Source organism: Rodentibacter rarus (assembly GCF_001998965.1).
Lineage (GTDB): Bacteria > Pseudomonadota > Gammaproteobacteria > Enterobacterales > Pasteurellaceae > Rodentibacter > Rodentibacter rarus.
Genome location: NZ_MLHJ01000142.1, coordinates 1 through 19,958 on the forward strand (window position 1 = coordinate 1; position 19,958 = coordinate 19,958).

Here is a 19,958-nt window from a genome sequence, read left to right on the forward strand (position 1 = left end):
GCAACGCAACGCAACGCAAAATAGTCTAAAAACTCATATATCCCTGTCAAGCATTTTCTCTATAAAGGGAGAAGCATAATGGCAGGGAACAAAAATCTCCACCGTGCTAACCTTGAAAAAAATGATGAGTTTTACACTCAGCTTTCCGACATTGAAAACGAGTTAAAGCACTATATCCACCACTTCAAAGACAAAACCATTTTCTGCAATTGTGATGATCCTGAAGAAAGCAATTTCTTCCGTTATTTCGCCCTCAATTTTGAGCATCTTGGCATTAAAAAACTGATTACAACCCATTTTGATGCCGAAAAAACCACCTATAAATTAGAAATCGACTGTGAATTGGATCTTAATGCAGACGGCAAGATTGATTTTGCAGACGTTCAGCGCATTCCGTTACAGCAAAACGGTGACTTCCGTTCACCCGAATGCGTGGACATTTTAAAGTCTTGCGATATTGTGATTACCAATCCACCGTTTTCGCTATTTCGTGAATATGTGGCGCAATTGATGGAATATGAAAAAAAATTTGTGATTGTTGGTAATCAAAATGCGATTACTTATAAAGAGATTTTTCCGCTAATTAAAAATAACCAAATTTGGCTTGGAAAAGGTTTTAGCGGAAATGCAGTCCATTTCATCAATAAACACTATGTGGATTATGCAACAGCAGGAGATCATAGAGAAGGAATGATTCGAGTTTCAGGTGTTACTTGGTTTACCAATCTTGATTTGGCAAAACGCCACGAAGAATTAGATTTATGGGCAACTTATAATCCAACGGATTATCCGCATTATGATAATTACGATGCGATTGAAGTCAGTAAAACCAAAAATATTCCCAAGGATTGGGACGGTGTAATGGGTGTACCTATTACTTTTATGGATAAATACAATCCAGATCAGTTTGAAATTATTTGGCAAGCTAGTGGTAATACTAGGGCTTCAGCACCTAAAGAAATTTTAGAAAAACTAAAATACTCCGCTCATTTTGAAGACCGTGGAGGTTGTACTGTTATAAATGGAAAAAGAACCTATGGTAGAATTTTAATCAAACACAAAAAGGCTCAAAAATGAAAATAGAACTCACCCATATCAAAATTCGTGATTTGTACAACGGCTATGAAGACAGCGCTGAAAACGGCGTAACAGGCTTTGGCGGAAAGCTTGACATCCGTCCACAATACCAACGTAAATTTGTCTATAAAGAAAAACAGCGCAATGCCGTGATTGATACGGTAATGAAAGGCTTTCCTCTCAATGTGATGTATTGGGTTAAGCATTCAGACGGCAGCTTTGAAGTATTGGATGGGCAACAACGCACGGTTTCTATTTGTGAATTTGTGAAAGGTAATTTTTCAGTAGATTTTCAATATTTTCACAACTTGTCTGATGATAAAAAAGAACAATTTTTAAACTATGAATTAACCGTTTACCAATGTGAAGGCACTGATAGCGAAAAATTAGAATGGTTTAAAACCATCAATATCGCAGGCGAAAAGCTCACTGACCAAGAATTGCGTAATGCGGTGTATGCAGGATCATGGTTGTCGGACGCAAAACGCAAATTTTCCAAAACAGGCTGTGCTGCGACAAGTTTGGGTGATAAATACGTCAAAGGTTCGCCTATTCGTCAAGAGATATTAGAAATAGTTTTAACGTGGATTTATCCAACCGAAAATGATAAAGAAGGTAAGCCGCATAAAAGTATAGAAAGCTATATGGCGTTGCATCAGCACGATGAGCACGCCACTAAATTATGGACATATTTTGAAAGTGTAATCAACTGGGTAAAGAATACTTTTACTATTTACCGCAGAGAAATGAAGGGCTTAGACTGGGGCTTATTGTACAACCGATTCAAAGATGCCGATCTTAATCCCGAAAAATTGGAAACCGAAATTAAAGCCTTGATGGAAGATGATGAGGTCAACAAAAAAGCAGGGATTTATGATTATATTTTAACCCGTGATGAGCGTTATTTAAATTTGCGAGCCTTTAGCGACAAAGATAAACGCATCTTGTTTGAACGCCAAAATGGTATTTGTTCGAACTGCAATCAGACATTTGAGCTATCCGAAATGGAAGCTGATCATGTTACTCCTTGGTCGCAAGGCGGTAAAACCGATTTAAACAATGGCCAGATGTTATGTAAATCGTGTAATCGGAAAAAATCAAATAAGTAATGAGCATTTAACAAAATGAAATTAATGATATTAAAAGCCAATCTAATTAGATTGGCTTTTAATATACTTTACTCTCTTTTTAACCCTTTAGAAACTTCATTAACTGTTAGAGATGGAGTTTCAGATTTCTTCATATTCGTATATTTTTCAGCATAACGATTAAGTATTTCCCCACCGTTTATTTGCTCATTGATTGCATTTTCCACAGCAAGACGAGATTCTGAATCTAATTCAAAATTCGGATCAAAATCGAAGTCTAAATCCTGCTCATTTTCAGGCGGCATTGGCATCCCTCTTGAATGTAATACTCGCTTTAACTTTTGAGCGGGTGTTTCTTCTTGTATTTGAGAAGAAACCATTGAGGTATGCAATCTTTCTGCAATTTCATTAAGTTCAAGCGAAATAGTATCTGCATCCATAATTTTATTTAAAAGCGGATCGGCTTTTATATCTTCACTATATGCACTTACTAATTTATCAGGATCTTGCGAAAAAGCCTTTAAACGCTCTAAAATCGGAAGTGATAAGGTATCGCCATAGTTTTTTGCGATGAAATGCAAATCAAATAAATCACGCCCTTTTGTTCGGGTATTTTCACCATCAAAGGCAGCGCTTAATTTATTGTCGGTAATACGTTCAATAGAAGCAACACGAATACCACTGCGAACGGAAATTTGTTCTGTTGGCGGTGGATTACGATAAGAAATCTCGATTTTTAGCGAATCTTTATGTCCTGTATCCCGAATGTGGTAATTCATCATATAACGACTGACGGTATCGGTGTCCTTTTTTACATTCACATCATCAATTACAATGCCGTGTGGTGCAGAGCTTTTGATTCTATTGACAAGATTGAGCTTTTTATCAGAATCAAAATCTAAATCTTCGGAGAAACGATTTAATCCATAACCTAAATAAAGTGCCGTGCCGCCTTTTAAGACAAGGGGCGTTTCGACAAGATTGTGCAGAACGGCACGCATTAAGCGTTCGTGCTGTTTATCACGTTCAGTCAAGATGACATTATTGGATTTTTGCGTTTCCATAGCTGTAAATTCTCTCTTTCATCATCGGTTAAATTAGGCTCTAACGCATTAATCAAAGCATAGACGGATTGCTTATCTTCATCATTTGGAAACCACTCATCGAGCATTACACGCCCAATCGAACCTGTTTTCAGCACGGCATAATAGAGATAATCCACGCAGGCACGCGGGTGGTCGGCTATCCAAACAGGGGTATTTTCAGGGTAATACCCCATATCATTAAGTCGTTGTGTGCCGTCAATAATGCCTTGTTGCCCTAATAAATGATGGGTATTTTTAGACTGATTTTCGCCATACAGATAAAACTCAAGTGGATAAGAATTTTGGCTTAATGCGGCTGCACTATGCCAATCCCCTGTATTTTTAGGACTGATAATGTTTAAAGCTACAATACTACTGACATAGTGATTGGGATTAGTGGGTGGAATATAAAGCATTTTTATCGTCTCATTTTTCTTCCATTGATGTAATTATAGCGGATTAATTACCTAAAAACACCGATAAAAAACAACAGTTTCTTGCAAATTTCCTACCGCACTCTATTTACCTTTCAAACAAAAATGAAGAAAGGTTTTAATTTCTTTTGTAGCTCTTCTTCAAAAAAGAGCTATTTTAGAATCAAAAAATGAGAAATTTAATCAAATTATTTTAATAACTTTCGATGATAAAAAAAGCAAATAGTAATAGGTTTTTTACTCCTATTCTTATTGTAAAAAATAGTAAAATGGCTAATCTAATTAAAGATGAAGATGTTTATATCATTATTTGGTATTTCTAAATTTTTAGCTGTGGCATTTAAATATTCATTTACCAATCTCATTAAGTATATTTTGCCATTCATCAAATAATTTTTCACCCAAAAATTCCAATAAAAATAAAGCAAATGGACTAAGAACCAAACATTTATTTTCAGGTATGATGTAATCTTGATGTTGTTTTTGATAAATAGTATTTTGGTTAAATTTATTAATCTCTTGGTAATTCAAAGGATAATCAAATCTTTGATTTATAATAAAATTAACAATAAAGATATGGGGAAGGAGAAAGCTTGACCATTGTTCTTTATTTAAGAAATGATTATTGAAATTTTCTAACTTTTTATCGCAAATACAGCTGACATGTGATTTATACTGTTTACCTAATGATATATCCCATAATTCATGATTTGTAATTGGATGTTTAAATGCTTCAACCATTGGATAGCTAATAAATAACTTCCCATTTTCTATTGAGTTATCAAATAAATTTAGCATTTCTGGTAAACAATTTAATAGTTTATTGTATTCCAATGGGTTATCTATTTTGTCTAAATGATGCCTATCAAAATCCATAAATAATAAAATATCGGTAAAATCATTTCTCTTTTTATTTTTTAAAATATTATTCCTATCATATCTTTTTAGAAAAAATAAACATATCAAAGTCATCATCATTATCACCTTTGAATTTTAAATAGTCATTATAAACTACATAAATATTTGTAGAAAAAGGGATAAATGTGATATCCCTTTGAATAAATATCTGGTTTAAATGCTCCAAAATATTAACTTCTGTTCTAGCCCCTTCTGTTACACATAAAATATTTCTTTTATTCATCAAGAAAACTCTCCAGCTTGATAAAGTCTTTCTAAATTATGAGCTTCTCTTAACTCCCTATTAGTAGATTTATTGAGTGATGCAATAGTTTTTCCATCAATCACAAATCCACAATCAGGGCGAATTAATTCATTGCTTAATAAATTAGTATTATGAGTGGTTAAAACCACCTGTGTATTAGGTAATTGCTTTAACTTTTCAACGATTTTTTCTGATAAAGAAAAATGGTAAGAACAATCAAATTCATCTATAAATAGTAGGGGAACATTATACTCTTGAATAATTTTCCACCAATAATAAAATAACGTTAAATTTCTCGTTCCAGTAGATACAATTTCAAAAAACGGTAAAGGTTTTTTTCTACCAGGGAACTTAATACCAATATTACTGCCGTTAATATCATTGTACTTTACAAGTTGGATATTTAAACCACAATCCACAAGAAATTTTTCAAAATCCTCTAAGTAATTGTTTTTTAAAATGTGTTCTGCAATGTTTTCAGTTCCTTTTTTATATCCAATGAAAGATCGATCATCCAAAACACTCCTAAACCATAAAATATGATTAACAAAGGTCATAAAAGAAACAAAAATCCTATTAAGTTTATTTCTTTTATCTAAATTTGTATTACTATAAATGTATTTAACTGAAGATAAATTTTGATTTGGATTGATGTTTTTATTTAAATTTTCAGAACCTTTTAGCTTTGATAAAAAAGGCTGATTTAGTTTATATTCAACACATACTTTCTTATCAATTGTGAGTTTTTCATAAATTAAATTTTTATCCTCACCCTTTTGATATTCATAAATAACAGGAATATCATCAAATAGAAACTCAAACAAAAAGGTTGCAAAATTTTTATTGGAATTTGCACTCAGGTAATAATTAGAATAATGTTTAAAATTATTATCAGTTAAATGTGAAACCAAATCAAACAAAGCCCAACCTAAACTGGACTTTCCTGTTCCATTCTCACCATAAACCAATGCCAACTTAACTAAATTATTATGGGTACAATCTGTATTAAATGTGTAATTACTTGCTGTCAAATCAAACTCTAATGGTTCATTGAATTGGCGATAATTGCTAACCGTAAATTTCTTTAACATAGTAAAACCCTTAATAAAATTGAAACTGTTAAATCTTGATAAGACTTACTTTGCTTATTCTAACATATTCTGCCGTAGAAAAACTACGGTAAATACAATTTTTTACTTTAACCCCTTTGTAATAGTGGGAATCAGCCTCCAAAAATAGTCATTTTTATCAGCTCCAATAATCTAAAATAAGCCAAAATTCTTTCCCTAATCAAAAACGCCCGTTGTCACAGCGCCACGGAACAAGTTTGTCCGCGTTGAGGCACTTGCCATCAAGCCTATTTCATCCACACACGCCAACAATTTCAATGCAAACACTGCCAATATCGCTTTTCGATTACCACAGGCACAATATTTCAATTTCACAAACTCACCCTGCGGCAAATCCTTATTGCGCTTCTTCTCTTTGTCACGGAAAGCAAAGGCTTATCCGCCATTTCCCTTTCTCACAAGCTCAACGTGCAATATAAAACCGCATGGGTACTACTACATAAATTCCGTGAAATCCTAGAAAAGACGAAAGATTTAACGCCATTACACAGCGAAGTCCACATTGACGGGGCTTATGTAAACTACTACATTCGCCCGAAAAATTTCCGCCACAAACGCATTGATAGACGTAAGAAACGCCATCAATGCAAGGATAAGGCTTGTGTATTGGTATTCCGGCAACGGGCAAAAAATCAAAATATAATGAAAGGCGCAGAGCGAAGCATTATCGCCCTCATCAAAGAAGAAAACACCCAAGACATACTGGATTTAACCCAACGCCTTGTGAAACCCAACAGCACGATTCACGCTGACGAAAAACCTGCCTACGATAGCCTGACATTCCATTATGATTTATGGCGGGTAAATCATTCCCAAGAATATCGTTCCATCGAGGGCATCACCAACAACCTTGCCGAATCCTTTTTTGCACGAATGAGGCGTGCCATTACAGGGATTTACCACAAGATGAAAAACAAGTACCTAATGTTCTACGCTAACGAGACAGCGTGGCGGGAAGATAATCGTCGAAAAAGCGTCAAAGAGAAATTTGAACATTTGCTACGCTGCACGTTCAACACTTTACCCTCACGCCATTTTACCGGCTACTGGCAAGGCAATAAAATGCCCGAAGCCCTATTTGGCATCCATTCATTACAAACAACCTAATAAGGAGCAAAAATGAAGCTACATTATGATATGCGGAGCTATTTTGAATCTAGTGAAGATTTTGACATTTGTAGATGGGGCGACCATTCCATTTTGGATGATATAAAACGCCATACGGTAAGATGGAGTGAACGGCGTAATATCAACAAATTTTTCGATTTATTGGAAATCAAAGTCCCTGCAAAAATAGAGCAGGTCGAACCTCGCTACTCAAAAGCCTACGCCCAATACCAAGCACAGAAAAGGCTAAATGAAATCGAAGGTTTAATGCAGTGGGAAAACGAGGTGATTGCTGACAGAATATTAGTTTACTGCTTAGATAGCGTTGAGATTTATTACCAAAAATGGAATAATCGCCACTGATTAAATGGTAGAATTAGCCACAAAAATAAAGGCGACGGAAAGGTCGCCTTGTTTTAAAACGGCTTTGTGCAACTGCTACATAATACCGGAAAAAAAGCGTATTTTTCGACCGCACTTTATTTTTCTGAGCTTTCCAATAATTGATCGCTATCTTTGATTTTGCTAAAATCCGCCCCGTTTTTTCTGAGAGATCAGAGAAAATGAGTTCGGATGAAGGTAGCTGGAGAGTAGGGAATGAACTCTACGCCGACGATGTAAAATCTTTCAGGCGCACATCAGTGCAGGGACTGTTACTGGACGAACCCTTGGAGAGATCCATTGCCCTCAAAATAGAGTAAATGGACGCCGAAGGCGCAAAAGAGCGGTGGTTTTTCACACTGTTTTTCAAACGCTCAGGCAAAAGGACAGGGGCTAAAAGATAATCTGTATTTTATTTCTTTTCACGGATACTTTTCGTCTCCTTGTTGCGTTTATTTGTTTTTAGACCACGAGGAATCATTATGTCATTTACGACAATTTTATCTACCATTGATAGTTTTATTTGGGGCCCGCCATTACTGATTTTGCTATCCGGGACAGGGCTTTATTTCACGTTACGTTTAGGTTTCATTCAAATCCGCTATTTACCCTTGGCGATTAGTTATTTATTTAAAAAAGAGCGGGGGGGAAAAGGGGATGTGTCTTCTTTTGCTGCACTGAGTACTGCTTTAGCGGCAACCATCGGAACGGGGAATATTGTCGGCGTGGCGACAGCGGTGCAAGCAGGCGGACCGGGGGCGATCTTTTGGATGTGGCTGGTCGCATTGCTGGGAATGGCGACAAAATATGCAGAATGTTTACTGGCGGTGAAATATCGGGTGAAAGATCGCCGTGGGTTTATGTCCGGCGGGCCTATGTATTATATTGAGCGTGGTTTAGGCATTAAATGGCTGGCTAAAATGTTTGCGGTATTTGGGGTGTTGGTGGCGTTTTTTGGTATCGGGACTTTCCCCCAAGTGAATGCCATTACGCACGCCATGGAAGATACCTTCCATATCCCGGTGATTATCACCGCTGTTGTGGTGACTGTCCTCGTGGCGATGATTATTTTAGGCGGGGTAAAACGCATTGCCATTGCTTCCTCGATCATTGTGCCTTTTATGGCGATTTCTTATGTGCTTGTATCCCTCATCATTATTTTATTAAATTGGGAACGGGTGCCGGATGCGGTGATGTTGATTATTCGTAGTGCTTTTAATCCCCAATCAGCGCTAGGCGGGGTATTGGGTTTTACTGTGATGAAAGCCATTCAATCAGGGGTAGCTCGGGGGATTTTCTCTAATGAATCCGGTTTGGGCAGTGCGCCTATTGCGGCTGCGGCAGCTCAAACTCGAGAGCCGGCCCGCCAAGGCCTGATTTCCATGACCGGCACTTTTTTAGATACCATTATTGTGTGTTCAATGACCGGGATCGTGTTGGTTTTAACCGGTGCATGGAACAACCCTGAAATTGCCGGTGCAGCGGTAACCAATGCGGCATTTGCACAGGGGCTCGGGCTAGATATTGGGGCGACCATTGTTACTCTCGGTTTATTATTTTTCGCTTTCACAACCATTCTAGGCTGGTGTTATTATGGTGAACGCTGTTTTGTATATTTGGTGGGAACCCGAGGTATTCGTTTATACCGTTTGATCTTTATTATTTTGGTTGGGATTGGCTCATTTTTGAAATTAGATTTAATTTGGATCTTAGCGGATATTGTAAATGGTTTAATGGCTTTCCCAAATTTAATCGCTTTAATCGGATTGCGTAAAGTGGTGATTGAGGAAACGAAAGATTATTTTGCACGTTTAAAAATTAATCACCATGATCAAGATGAACTCGCTTAGTTTTATAGTATAAAAAAGGATGCTTGATACGCCTCCTTTTTTATTACAGCCTCTCATAGTAACAATTTTCAGTGGAAAGAAAACAGCGAATATGGATAAATGAGATCTAGATCATGTTTTTGATGATTAGTCTTTTTTTCTCTCAAAAATGACTTGAAAAAGCCCGAGTAGGGGACTATTTTGGTACTAAATCAAACCGAACTCAAAGGTTCTTAACAATGTGAGAGGTAAATGCTATGACATTAAATATCACCAGCAAACAAATGGAAATCACCCCTGCTATTCGTGAACACGTGGAGGGTCGTCTGGCGAAATTGGAAAAATGGCACACGCAGTTGATTAATCCGCACTTTATATTAAATAAAGTGCCTAATGGTTTTAATGTTGAGGCTTCCATTGGAACACCACTTGGGAATTTGGTTGCGAGTGCAACGGCGGATGATATGTATAAAGCCATTAATGAGGTGGAAGAAAAATTAGAACGCCAACTCAATAAATTACAACATAAAGGGGAATCCCGCCGTGCAGATGAGCGCCTAAAAGATTCATTTGAATAAAGTGCGGTTGTTTTTAAAGAGATTTTTTAGAAAAAATGCCAAGGTAATCCCTTGGCATTTATGCTTTTATGAAACATTAAATTTGGGTTAAATCCACGTTTTTTGTTTCTTTTGAGGCAAGTAGTGCCAATAAAGTCATCAATGCATTAATTGCCAAATAAATACCCACGCCTATGACACCAAATGAGGCATTGATTTTCAATGAGATCATCGCGGCAATGGTGGCACCAATAATAGAAGCCAAGTTATAGGAAAGAGAAGCGCCAGAATAGCGCACCTCGGTTGGGAATAATTCAGGCAAGAGTGCAGCCATTGGCCCAAAGGTCATCCCCATAATTGCCATACCAATGACTAGGAAGGCGAATACGCTGGCAGGTGTCCCGTTTTGTAAGAACACCGGCATAGATAAGCCGAGTACACCAATTGCGAGAGTCACCCAAATCAACCATTTACGGCGCCCGATTTTATCGGCATAAACACCGGAAATACTGATAAAAATACCGAAAACAATCGCACTGATTAATAATAAACCTGTAAAAGTATTTGCCGGAATCCCTAATCCGAGAGGGTGACCGGCTTCGGAAAGATTTGGTGCTGTACGTGAATATGCTTGTGCAAAGGCGGTCATAATGTAGAAAAGGGAGTAGGTGGCAACCATAATGAATGTCCCAATCACCATCGGTTTGAAGTGTTTGGTAAAGACGACACTGACCGGCGCATTTAATTTTTTGCCTTTTTGTTCCGCTTCAATGAAAACATGGCTTTCGTGTAAGGTTAAACGGACGTATAAGCCGACAAATACCAATAATAAGGAAGAGATAAAAGGAATTCGCCAAGCCCATTCCACCAGTGCTTCTTGCCCCCAAAAATAGCTCACTAAGAAGAAAGTACCATTGGCAACAAATAAACCGATAGGTGCACCTAATTGTGGAAAGGTTCCATACCATGCACGTTTGCCTTCCGGTGCATTTTCTGTAGCGACTAATGCGGCACCGCCCCATTCTCCACCAAGACCGATACCCTGTCCTACGCGACAAATACAAAGCAAAATCGGTGCCCAAATACCAATTTGAGAATAGTTGGGTAATAGACCGATAATCACCGTGGAGCCGCCCATGAGTAAGAGAGAGGCGACAAGGGTTTTTTTACGTCCGATTTTATCTCCAAAGTGTCCAAACAATGCTGAGCCGATAGGACGGGCAAAAAATGCCAAGGCGAGGGTTGAAAGGGAAAGAAGATCATTTGAGAGGGGATCATCGCTGTGGAAAAACTGGGTATTGAACACCAGCACGGCAGCTGCCGCATAGATATAGTAATCAAAAAATTCAATTGCTGTACCGACCATTGAGGCAAGTGCCACCTTCATCGGATTATTGCGAAGTTGTGCGTTCATATTGCTTTCCTTAGAAAAGGTAAAAATAAAAAACGTGATAAATATAAAGGCTTGAATCCTAGCATTTCCTTTAAAATTGAGCAATTTCTAAAATAAGATTCTCAAGTTTTTTAGCAAATAGGCACGGGTTTTCCAAATGGGCATTATGACCCGCATAAGGAATGGTGGTTAAATTGAGTTGTTCGGACTTTGCCAGTGTTTGGAATTTGAGATCCTGCTCACCGCAAAAATAAAAAAATGGCAGCGAACTTGACCGCACTTTTTCTCGGAAATCCGCTTGTTTGGCGAGGCTGGTGGCAAGTAACATTTGTCCAATATTAGCACCACAATGGGCTTTTCGTTTTTCAATGAGTTGCGCCCGTTGATGAGCGGTTAAGTGGGAAAAAACAGGTTGTTGATACCAATCCTCTAAGACTCTGTCAGGCGTTTCCTCCCTAAATCGTTTTGCCCATTGTGTATCATTTTGCCAGCGAGCCTGCTTTTCCTCTTCTGTTTTTAAGCCCAAATTCGCCCCTTCTAACACCACCGCTTGCAAGTTCCCTTTTTCGACATTGGCTTGCAAGGCATAATGCATAGCAATGCGCCCCCCAAGGGAATAACCCACTAAAAAATAGGGTTCATTGTTGATCGCACTTTGGATTTGCTTGGAAAGATAGTCTGCGGTGTCGTTGAAATGGCACACTGCGGTTTCCTTTGCTTTACCATGGAAAGGTAAATCAATAGAAATACAGCGAAAGTGCGGTAGATTTTCGATGACTTTTTGCCAATCGGAAGCGGTGCCAAGAAGACCGTGGAGAAAAATAATATTCATCATAAAAACAAAGGGCAGAATTTGCCCTTATTTTCCTTATGCACTAATCACGGCATGGCTGATTTGTTCAATTAAACGCTTATAAATATTGCTGCCATCATTCGGGTTGGTTTTGATTTCAATCAACGTGGTTTTACGGCGGGTATAGGCTTGTTTTAACACGCTACTTAAATCCGCCCAAGTGTAAGGGTGAGCGTATTTGATATCGAACATGGCGGCAATTTGTGAGAAATCGCCGTTGTGCGGTAAGCGATAAAAACGGTCTTTGACAGTTTCATCCACCGGTAACATATCAAAAATTGCCCCACCATTATTGTTGATGACAAAAATAATGGTCGGTTGCGTGACATTTTTGAATAGTGCAAGGGAATTGAGATCGTACAGGGTTGAAGTGTCGCCAATCATTGCTACAACAGGTTGATTGGTGCCTGCACCAATTCCGGCAGCCGTTGCCAATAAACCATCAATCCCACTTGCGCCACGATTGGTATAAATCGGGTAGCCTTCAGGGAGCTTGGTGAGGGCGTCCACAAGTCGTACAAATAAACTATTGCCGAGGAACAAGATTCCATTGTAAGGCAATACACGTTCAATATGATGGGCAAGGGAGGCTTCGTTAAGGTTACCGCCGACTTGTTGTTCGATAAAACTAGCACAGAATTTAGACAATGCCAAAGGCTCCAGCAACCAAGATTTTTGACGAAGAGGAGGGTGTGCCCGCAGCCAGTGGTGAGCTTTCACATTAAAACGGGTATGGGTATGATGATAAGGATCCACCGCCTTTTGAGTGTGTTCCACAATCCAAAATTCACCTTTAAAGGTTTGTAAAAATTGGTTAATACGTTTGCTGATAAAACGTGATCCGAACTGAATCACAATATCCGCTTGTAATAATTTTTCACGCACCGTTTGGTTGGCAAGCCAAATATCGGCATAAGGCGTCATAGGTTCTACACCGGATTGAATATCCGTTAATAGCACCCAGCCCATGGTGGTTGCCCAAGCATTAATGCCCATAGCTTGTTCCATGGGCAGTTGTCCGACAACAATCACTCCCCGTTTAGTACGCCAGTGATCCCAGTTTTCGTGCATCAGCACTTCTTGTTGTTGAGCTTCACGCGCTATCCAAGGTTTATTGTGTGAAAGCCAACGTTGTAGAGGAGCTAACCAAGGGTGGTTGTCGATGGCGTCTTCCTGGGCTTCATAGAGTGGTTCGGCAAAAGGCACATTAATATGAACCACACCGGCTTGTTGCTTTTGTTGAAAAAATGCTTGCTCAAGCAGAGAGAGCAGCCATTGGGCTGAATAGTCTGCATTGGGTTTTGGGAGGTTGACATTGGCAACAGGGTAGTCCGAAAACATATTTTGTTGCAAGATGGCTTGATTTGCCCCACATTCCCATAATTCCGGTGGGCGATCTGCGGTTAGCACAATCAGATCAACACCGCTTTGGCGTGCTTCGATAATGGCAGGATAAAGGTTTGCTGCCGCTGTTCCCGAGGTGACGATGATCGCCACAGGGGATTGCGTTGATTTAGCAATACCAAGGGCAAAAAAGCCTAACCCACGTTCATCAAAATGGCTATAACAGGCGGTACGACCGGCATTTTGTAAACGTACGGCTTCAAGGGTTAATGGGGTAGAGCGTGAGCCGGGGGCAATACAGATATGGGAAACCCCTTGGCGTACCAAGGTTTCTAAAATCACTTTTGACCAACAACGATTAAACACGCTTACAGACATTCTTTTTCTCCATCATTATTTTCTGCAAAAAGGGAAATTAATCCCGATGCCTTACGTTCAATTTCTTGCCATTCCGCCAAAGGTTCGGAGCCTTCAACAATCCCCGCACCGGCAAAAACCCGAATCCGATTTCTCTCAATAAAAGCAGAGCGGATCGCCACACAAAATTCTGAATAAGCTTCACTCATCACCCCTAGTGTCCCGGCATACCACCCTCGATCAAAGGTTTCAATTTCCGATAAAATCATTCTCGCTTGTTGTTGAGGTAAACCGGAAACCGCTGCCGTTGGATGAATGGCTTTGAGTAGGGCAGAATCCCGATAATGTGCGGTCAGATTTGCCCGAATTTTTCGGAGCAAATGTTGGACTTTGCGTAAAGGTTTAAGTTCTACCTCGCTGACATCAAAGGATTCCACCATAGCCTGAATATTTTGTGAAATATCTTGCACCACCAGCCAGTTTTCATTGAGGTTTTTTTCATCATTTAATAACCATTGGGCTTGTTGCTGATTTTCTTTTAAGTCAGCCGTAATGGGGGCCGTGCCGGCAAGGGCTTCGGTTAAAAACAGATTATATTCTCGGGCAAATAGGCGCTCCGGTGTTGAGCCCACAAAGGTTGAATGAGGATTTTCTGCCCATAAAAAATGATAGCAACCTTGATTTTGTTTTTCACTTTCCGTGAGGAAATCATAGGGGTTGACGGGCTGTTTTAAATGAAAAATCGTTTCATTGGCTAATACCAGCTTGGTGAGTTCGCCCTGTTTAATTTCATATAAGGCTTGATTGACCCAGTCGCACCACATTGGCTGATTAGCCTGTTGTTCGGTATGTAGTGGAATCTGTTTTGGCAATGGATAAAGTGCGGTCATTTTGGGCAAGGTTTTTAATTGTTCTAATGCACTTTGGGCAGAGGTTTTACCTTCCACAAAACAACTGATAGCGGTGTTTTGTTCGTCCGTTTCTAGTAATAGCTGTGGTAGGATAAATTGCCCGTAGCCTTGAAATTGTAGTCCGCCAAAAAGTGGAAAATGATATGTCTCAATAAATTCTTGGGCTAAATTTAATGCGGAAAATGACCGCACTTCTCCTAATGTAGCGACTGACTTATTTTCATCACGAAAGTGCAAATAGAACTGCGGATAAGTGGTTTGCGATTTTAGCCACGCCAATAAATTGACATTGGCGATCTTCACTTGAAAACGCTCAATATCCGTTTTTCCTTGTTGCAAATATTGTTCAATTTGCAGGCTTAATTGACTTGCGGCTTGCTCTAAACTACCCATTATAACTTGTTCAAAATGCACAAAAAATTAGCCTGTATTCTACCGCAGTTTGTCTGTGACAAAAAATTTTTTTATGAAATCTTTTCAAGATTGAAAATTCAGCGTAAATTAATCGCACTTTCCATAAAAATAAAAGGAACTGATATGCGATTATTCCCCAAATCCGATAAATTGGAACATGTTTGTTATGACATTCGTGGTCCTGTACACAAAGAAGCGCTCCGCTTGGAAGAAGAAGGCAATAAAATTTTAAAATTAAACATTGGTAACCCAGCCCCTTTTGGCTTTGAAGCACCGGATGAAATTTTGGTGGATGTGTTGCGTAATTTGCCTTCAGCGCAAGGGTATTGTGACTCCAAAGGGTTGTATTCTGCCCGTAAAGCCATTGTGCAATATTATCAATCCAAAGGCATACAGGGTTCTACGGTCAATGATGTGTATATTGGTAATGGCGTGTCCGAGCTGATTACGATGGCAATGCAAGCATTGCTCAATGATGGTGATGAAGTCTTAGTACCAATGCCGGATTATCCGTTATGGACGGCGGCAGTGACCCTTTCCGGTGGCAAAGCCGTGCATTATTTGTGTGATGAGGAGGCGGATTGGTTCCCGGATATTGCGGATATTAAGGCGAAAGTGAATGCCAAAACTAAAGCTATTGTAGTCATCAATCCGAACAACCCAACCGGGGCTGTCTATAGCAAAGCCTTGTTGGAAGAAATTGTGGAAGTGGCTCGCCACCATAATTTAATTATTTTTGCAGACGAAATTTACGACAAAATTTTATACGATGATGCGGTTCATCATCACATTGCGGCATTAGCGCCGGATTTATTAACGGTGACCTTTAACGGTTTATCGAAAGCTTACCGTGTTGCCGGTTTCCGCCAAGGTTGGATGATCTTAAATGGGCCGAAAAATCATTCAAAAGGGTATATTGAAGGCTTGGATATGCTGGCCTCTATGCGTTTGTGTGCCAATGTGCCTATGCAGCATGCGATTCAGACCGCACTCGGTGGCTATCAAAGTATTAATGAATTTATTTTGCCCGGCGGACGTTTATTGGAGCAACGAAATAAAGCCTATGAATTGATTACGCAAATTCCTGGCATTAGCTGTGTGAAACCCATGGGCGCACTTTATATGTTCCCAAAAATTGATGTGAAAAAATTTAATATTCACAGTGATGAAAAAATGGTGTTGGATTTGCTCCGCCAAGAAAAAGTATTGCTTGTGCATGGTAAAGGCTTTAACTGGCACTCACCGGATCACTTCCGCATTGTTACCCTGCCTTATGTGAACCAGTTGGAAGAGGCGATCTCCAAATTGGGGCGTTTCTTAGAAAACTATCACCAATAAGAAAAAGTAAGGTAAACATTAATTCGTTTTCCGATATTGTGTAGCAAATGCACAATTTTCATTCTTCACCCCCTACGAGCCGTATGGGGTGAATTTATCTGAGCCACTTTGTGGCTTTACAGTTCGAACAGGGGGAGGGGGAATCAACCTTGCACGGATCGTACAAGGTGAAATTTATTTGTGTCACTGTTACCGTTATTTTCCCAAAAATTAGATGGTTATAGGGCTGTGTTTGATATCGTATCGGGGTTATCCCTTTTAATTTTCAATAGAATACGATCTTTATTGTGGTAACCGTCATCGTTTCTAACGGTTGATTTTGACTTAGTATATCTAATCAGTCCTAAATAGTGGCATATGGGGAGAAAAATGATATAAAAATCTATCACTTGCTATTTGAAGAATGGGATATATTTCATCATAAAAAAATCTGCCCCTGGTCAGTTGGTGTTTAATCCAACTTTTTGGAAGCAGATTGCTATTGGTCGTATTTATGGGGCTTGCTTATTGATTTGGCGTTTGCATAAATCGGAAGAAATCACTATCCGGCTTTAAGATCATTATATTATCCGAATTAGCAAAACTCGCTTCATAGGCTTTTAGGCTACGCACAAAACTAAAGAATTGTGGATTTTGCGAGAAGGCATCAGAATAAAGTTTTGCCGCCGTTGCATCACCCGAACCTCTCAATTCTTGTGCGGTTTTATTGGCATTAGCCAAAATCAAAGTAACCTTGCGATCCACATCGGCTTGGATAAATGCCGCCTTTTCTTTACCTTGTGAACGGTGCTCACGTGCCACCGCATCCCGCTCTGCACGCATACGTTGGTAAATTGAAGAAGACACCTCATCCGGCAGATTAATTTGTTTCACACGGACATCAACCACTTCAATACCTAATTCTGCGGCGCTATCTTGACCTGAATTAAGGGCTTTTTTCGCATCTTCCATTAATTCACCGCGAGTACCAGATACAATATCTTTAATCGTGCGTGTACCGATTTCAGAACGCAAACGGTCATTGACTTTGCGACTTAATAAGCCCGTTGCTTTGCTGTAATCACCGCCACCGGTAGCGGTGTAGAAACGACCGAAATCATTGATTTTCCATTTCACATAGGAATCGACCAACAAATCTTTTTTCTCAACGGTAACAAAACGTGTGGCGGATTCATCTAAAGTGCGAATGCGTGCATCCAGCACTTTGATGCTATCAATAATCGGTAGTTTAAAATGCAGCCCCGGTTCGTACACCACGACTTTATTATCTGCATCACGTTGCACTTTATTAAAACGCAACATAATGCCTCTCGTACCCTCGGTTACCACCACAATACTGGAATAAATCACCGCAGCGATAACGAAAATAAGGGGTAATAAAAATTTGCGCATTAGTTAAATCTCCCTTGGCGAACCGGTTCAACTTTGACCGGCTGATAATGAGTTGATGGATTTTCCGATGGCATTAAAACAGGGGTAGAATTGACCGCACTTTGCGTTTTGGGTGTCGCTTTTTTCGCCATAATTTGTTCCAAAGGTAACACGGTTAAATTATTGCCGTTATTGCCATCCAGCATCACTTTCGGCGTGTTCGCCATCACTTTTTCCATCGTTTGAATGTATAAACGCTCACGCAACAAATCTGGCGCCGCTTTAAATTCGGGCAATAGGCGTTGCAAACGTTCCACTTCCCCTTGTGCATCCAACACAATACGCGCTTTATAAGCCGTGGCTTCTTCCACAATGCGTTGTGCATCACCACGTGCAATCGGTTCTTTTTCACGGGCATAGGCTTCTGCCTCACGGATAAAGCGCTGTTCGTCTTCCTGTGCTTTAATCGCATCATCAAAAGCATCTTTCACTTCTTCCGGTGGACGTGCGGATTGAAAGTTTACGCCAATCACTTCAAGCCCCATATCATAAGGTTTGATGATTTCATTTAAGGTTTTTCTCGTGTTTTCACGCACGGCGGTGCGACCGGTGGTGAGAATATCGTCCATCGTCATATGACCAATCACATAACGCAAGGCGCTATCTGTGGCTTGCATTAGACTGTCATCGGCATTGGTCACGTTAAAACGGTATTTTGCCGGATCTTGCACGCGATATTGGACGGTCATTTCAAGTTTCACCATATTTTCGTCTTGAGTGAGCATCGCCCCTTGGGTTTTTAGTTCTTTTACTTGCTCTACATTAACCGGTAGAACTTTATCTACAAAAGTCGGTTTCCAGTTTAAACCCGGTTGAACAATGGAATGTAATTCCCCAAAACGTAATACGACACCCCGTTCCGCTTCTTTGATGGTATAGAAACCACTTGCCCCCCAAATAATCACACCTAACGCAGCGGCAATAGGGAGCGCTTTACCAACATTAAATGGAAGAGAAGGAGGCGTGTTAGAACTGCCATTATTTTGACCGCTCTTTTTATTCTTTCCTCCACCTAGTTTTTTTAACAGATTATTAAAAATTTCTTCAATATCCGGTGGGGATTGTTCTTGATTACCACGATTTTGGCTTGAATGCCATCCGTTATTTGATGAGTTTTCGGGCTTTTGCTCATTGCTCTGCCCAGGCTTGCCCCAAGGATCTTGCCCTGAACCATTTTGCGACATATTGTTCTCCATTTGTCAAAAAATTGTGACGAGTTTAGCGGAATAATGGGGACTCGTCTATTAAAATACAAGGGATTTCCGCAAGAAAAAATCCTCAAGAATGCAGGCTTTTAATTGACCTCGTAACGAATAATCGGTGAGAGTTTTTGAGGAATCAAAGTCTTACCCTCCCAACCGAAAAAGTGCGGTTGATTTTGACGTTGATTGGTAAAGGCGGCGAAATAAAAAGGAAGGGTTTCGCTAAAAAAAAGTTCTCCGGGTGGGCAATGTTGAGAAAAAATCTTTTTCTCGTAAGGTAAATGGCGGACTTCCGATAACTTTACAATGCCTACACCTTGCGATTTCAATACCGCTTCACGCAAGCACCAACAGCGATAAAAGGCACTTTCGGCATTTGTCTGTTGCTCAAACCACGCCACCTCCTCTTGAGGTGCAAAATGCGCCATCAGCGCAGGAAAATCCCGAGATTTGGGAAACTCAATATCAATGCCGACCACATTTTGCCTTTCAGGATTTATCGCTAATATCACGGCGACCCAGTCTGCAGAATGGCTCATATTAAAGTCGATCCCCTCATAAGGAAAATAAGGGCGCCCGCTTTTTGTTCGCTGAATATTGCCAAGAAGTGCGGTATCTCTTCCTGCCCTTTTTAACAATTGCCATAATAGAAAATGCGCTAATCGGCGACATTGATGGCGTTGCTGTACTCGCTCCTGCTGAGTCGTAGACACAAGTAATTGTTCAGGAACCTGTTCAGTGGGGATGTCGTGAAAAGGGTAGGGCTGGTGAATGTTTGCGTAAGCAATGAAAGTTGTCATAAGCAAGTGTAGAAAAGAGCGGTCAAAATCAACCGCACTTTTTGTTATTTTCGGTATTATGCAGC

17 protein-coding genes, 1 pseudogene and 1 riboswitch are annotated in these 19,958 nt (G+C 39.8%); of the genes and pseudogenes, 7 read left to right on the plus strand and 11 right to left on the minus strand.

Features of this window, described 5'->3' with window-relative positions; genetic code table 11:
* Window positions 1-78 precede the first annotated feature (78 nt).
* Together BKK50_RS11625 and BKK50_RS11630 are read left to right on the plus strand one after the other, a co-directional pair.
* Window positions 79-1,077, plus strand: a complete 999-nt coding sequence (locus BKK50_RS11625) for an adenine-specific methyltransferase EcoRI family protein (RefSeq protein WP_077418302.1) — start codon at window positions 79-81, stop codon at window positions 1,075-1,077.
* A complete protein-coding gene (locus tag BKK50_RS11630) occupies window positions 1,074-2,186 on the plus strand; it encodes a GmrSD restriction endonuclease domain-containing protein (RefSeq protein ID WP_077418304.1) in 1,113 nt (370 codons plus the stop codon). Before BKK50_RS11625 ends, BKK50_RS11630 begins: the two co-directional genes overlap by 4 nt.
* 68 nt (window positions 2,187-2,254) lie before the next feature.
* Here the strand turns inward: BKK50_RS11630 and BKK50_RS11635 are convergent, their stop codons facing one another.
* From BKK50_RS11635 to BKK50_RS11655, 4 genes are all read right to left on the minus strand, one after another.
* The gene (locus tag BKK50_RS11635) at window positions 2,255-3,229 is read right to left on the minus strand and encodes a nucleotidyl transferase AbiEii/AbiGii toxin family protein (RefSeq protein ID WP_077418306.1); all 975 of its coding nucleotides are present in this window, start codon (window positions 3,227-3,229) and stop codon (window positions 2,255-2,257) included.
* Complete coding sequence (locus tag BKK50_RS11640) at window positions 3,196-3,666, minus strand: hypothetical protein (RefSeq protein ID WP_077418308.1); 471 nt, start codon at window positions 3,664-3,666, stop codon at window positions 3,196-3,198. The genes BKK50_RS11635 and BKK50_RS11640 overlap by 34 nt, the downstream gene beginning before the upstream one ends.
* Window positions 3,667-4,032: 366 nt before the next feature.
* Window positions 4,033-4,662 carry a hypothetical protein gene (locus BKK50_RS11645; RefSeq protein ID WP_158074678.1) on the minus strand — a complete coding sequence of 210 codons (630 nt, stop codon included), beginning with the start codon at window positions 4,660-4,662 and terminating at the stop codon, window positions 4,033-4,035.
* A gap of 162 nt (window positions 4,663-4,824) precedes the next feature.
* Window positions 4,825-5,937, minus strand: coding sequence for an AAA family ATPase (locus tag BKK50_RS11655; protein WP_077418314.1), 1,113 nt, complete (start codon window positions 5,935-5,937; stop codon window positions 4,825-4,827).
* A gap of 180 nt (window positions 5,938-6,117) precedes the next feature.
* Here BKK50_RS11655 and BKK50_RS11660 point away from each other — a divergent pair.
* The 4 genes and pseudogenes from BKK50_RS11660 to raiA all read left to right on the plus strand — a co-directional run.
* Window positions 6,118-7,083 (plus strand): annotated as a pseudogene (locus BKK50_RS11660) (IS1595 family transposase); the annotation flags it as partial.
* 12 nt (window positions 7,084-7,095) lie between these two features.
* Window positions 7,096-7,446: a hypothetical protein gene (locus BKK50_RS11665; protein ID WP_077418316.1), complete on the plus strand. Its 351-nt coding sequence runs from the start codon at window positions 7,096-7,098 to the stop codon at window positions 7,444-7,446.
* A 295-nt stretch (window positions 7,447-7,741) separates the two neighbouring features.
* A riboswitch (glycine riboswitch) is annotated at window positions 7,742-7,864 on the plus strand.
* 82 nt (window positions 7,865-7,946) lie between these two features.
* On the plus strand, window positions 7,947-9,314 hold the full coding sequence (locus tag BKK50_RS11670) for an alanine/glycine:cation symporter family protein (RefSeq protein ID WP_077418318.1): 1,368 nt from the start codon (window positions 7,947-7,949) through the stop codon (window positions 9,312-9,314).
* Window positions 9,315-9,550: 236 nt separating this feature from the next.
* A complete protein-coding gene (gene raiA, locus BKK50_RS11675) occupies window positions 9,551-9,871 on the plus strand; it encodes a ribosome-associated translation inhibitor RaiA (RefSeq protein WP_077418320.1) in 321 nt (106 codons plus the stop codon).
* A gap of 76 nt (window positions 9,872-9,947) precedes the next feature.
* Here the strand turns inward: raiA and BKK50_RS11680 are convergent, their stop codons facing one another.
* The 4 genes from BKK50_RS11680 to BKK50_RS11695 form a co-directional block, all read right to left on the minus strand.
* Entirely contained in the window at window positions 9,948-11,264 is a 1,317-nt protein-coding gene (locus tag BKK50_RS11680; RefSeq protein WP_077418322.1) for an MFS transporter, read from the minus strand.
* Window positions 11,265-11,334: 70 nt separating this feature from the next.
* The gene (gene menH, locus BKK50_RS11685) at window positions 11,335-12,078 is read right to left on the minus strand and encodes a 2-succinyl-6-hydroxy-2,4-cyclohexadiene-1-carboxylate synthase (RefSeq protein WP_077418324.1); all 744 of its coding nucleotides are present in this window, start codon (window positions 12,076-12,078) and stop codon (window positions 11,335-11,337) included.
* A gap of 33 nt (window positions 12,079-12,111) precedes the next feature.
* Complete coding sequence (gene menD / locus BKK50_RS11690; RefSeq protein ID WP_077418326.1) at window positions 12,112-13,818, minus strand: 2-succinyl-5-enolpyruvyl-6-hydroxy-3-cyclohexene-1-carboxylic-acid synthase; 1,707 nt, start codon at window positions 13,816-13,818, stop codon at window positions 12,112-12,114.
* Entirely contained in the window at window positions 13,809-15,101 is a 1,293-nt protein-coding gene (locus BKK50_RS11695; RefSeq protein ID WP_077418328.1) for an isochorismate synthase, read from the minus strand. The genes menD and BKK50_RS11695 overlap by 10 nt, the downstream gene beginning before the upstream one ends.
* 144 nt (window positions 15,102-15,245) lie before the next feature.
* Between BKK50_RS11695 and BKK50_RS11700 the strand changes: the two genes are divergently transcribed.
* On the plus strand, window positions 15,246-16,460 hold the full coding sequence (locus tag BKK50_RS11700) for a pyridoxal phosphate-dependent aminotransferase (protein ID WP_077418330.1): 1,215 nt from the start codon (window positions 15,246-15,248) through the stop codon (window positions 16,458-16,460).
* Window positions 16,461-16,964: 504 nt separating this feature from the next.
* Here the strand turns inward: BKK50_RS11700 and hflC are convergent.
* The 3 genes from hflC to BKK50_RS11715 form a co-directional block, all read right to left on the minus strand.
* Window positions 16,965-17,852: a protease modulator HflC gene (gene hflC / locus BKK50_RS11705; protein ID WP_077418332.1), complete on the minus strand. Its 888-nt coding sequence runs from the start codon at window positions 17,850-17,852 to the stop codon at window positions 16,965-16,967.
* Window positions 17,852-19,075, minus strand: a complete 1,224-nt coding sequence (gene hflK, locus BKK50_RS11710; RefSeq protein WP_077418334.1) for an FtsH protease activity modulator HflK — start codon at window positions 19,073-19,075, stop codon at window positions 17,852-17,854. Before hflK ends, hflC begins: the two co-directional genes overlap by 1 nt.
* A 110-nt stretch (window positions 19,076-19,185) precedes the next feature.
* On the minus strand, window positions 19,186-19,893 hold the full coding sequence (locus BKK50_RS11715; RefSeq protein ID WP_077418336.1) for a 4'-phosphopantetheinyl transferase family protein: 708 nt from the start codon (window positions 19,891-19,893) through the stop codon (window positions 19,186-19,188).
* Window positions 19,894-19,958: the final 65 nt, after the last annotated feature.